The organism is Vibrio sp. D173a (assembly GCF_030248475.1).
Window position 1 is genome coordinate 1 of record NZ_JAHGAH010001109.1, and the last position, 1147, is coordinate 1147.

The following is a 1147-nucleotide window of genomic DNA, read 5'->3' on the forward strand; positions in this document are numbered from 1 at the left end:
CGAACCCAAGATAGTCCGACTGTGGGATCGAGTCCTGTTGATGAACTGACTTCATATTCGTGATCGCTACTGTGATTGTATTGAGCCCCAATGCTTGTTTGATCGCTCATCAAATAAAATGCGCTTACAGCAAAAGTCGGAGCAATACTGGTTCCGGAAGCAAGCTTGTCACTACTTGAGTTGATACCTCCAACCACGTCAATACTTGCATGTTGAAGGATTGCAGAACCACCAATCGAAAGTTGGTCTGAAATCTGATAAGACATCGCTGTTGTTAAATTGACAATAGATATCGCGTTTTCGCTGATCAGATTAATTGGGTCAGCAGAAACACCGTTACTGTAATCGACGCCAAGCCCTCCTGCCGAGTGTAATGATGCGCCTACTACCGTCTTTTCGTTGATACGCTTTGCATACGATAGGTGTGGTGCTATCAAGCCTTTTGATGATTCAGTCGTCGCTCCATTATCTTCGCGCGTAAATGTTGAGAAGACATCAATATATTGGGCGCCGATTTGATAAGAGCTCTGCTTGATTTGAGACAGAGCCGCCGAATTAGATACGGTTGCTGATGAGTCCAACGTGTTGGTTACATTGCCTGCACCAGCGGTTGCAACACTTTTGGTTGTTGCAAGTTGAGACATACTAAGGCCTGCAGCATTTGTGCACGAACTAAAAGCGCCAATTGCAAGTACAGTCAGTGTTGGTTGATTGAGTTTCATGGAAGATTTCTCAGTTAAAATACAAAGATAGAGTCTTGTGTTGGGGAGACCAGCTAACGAAATCATTGTATTAATTGAGAAAAACTAGATGTAGAGAAGCACTGTTATACCTCCCATAGGTTCAGCCTATAGATAGCAACAGTCTATGAGAGATATAGATGTGGCTACCTAGATTTATATCGATAGTCGAACTACCTTATCGCTATTTTTTGTGAATCCATGAGTGAGCTCCTCATGACTTTTCAATAGCTTGATGTTCACCACTCTCACCTGAAAGCACACTTTGGTGGTTTAGAAGACATGCCGTTATACTGAACGTGCCTATGGACAAAAATACCTTCCTACAGAAAATGAAATCTATGCAAAGTGATCAGCAATTTGATTTGAATTTAATCAGAACATTCTTTGAGGTTTACCGAACGGGT

At 42.2% G+C, this 1147-nt stretch carries 1 protein-coding gene; it reads right to left on the reverse strand.

Features of this window, described 5'->3' with window-relative positions; all coding sequences use genetic code 11:
• The coding region (locus KIV40_RS31635; RefSeq protein WP_285353274.1) for an OmpP1/FadL family transporter at positions 1-722 on the reverse strand (722 nt) is incomplete at its 3' end.
• Positions 723-1147 lie beyond the last annotated feature (425 nt).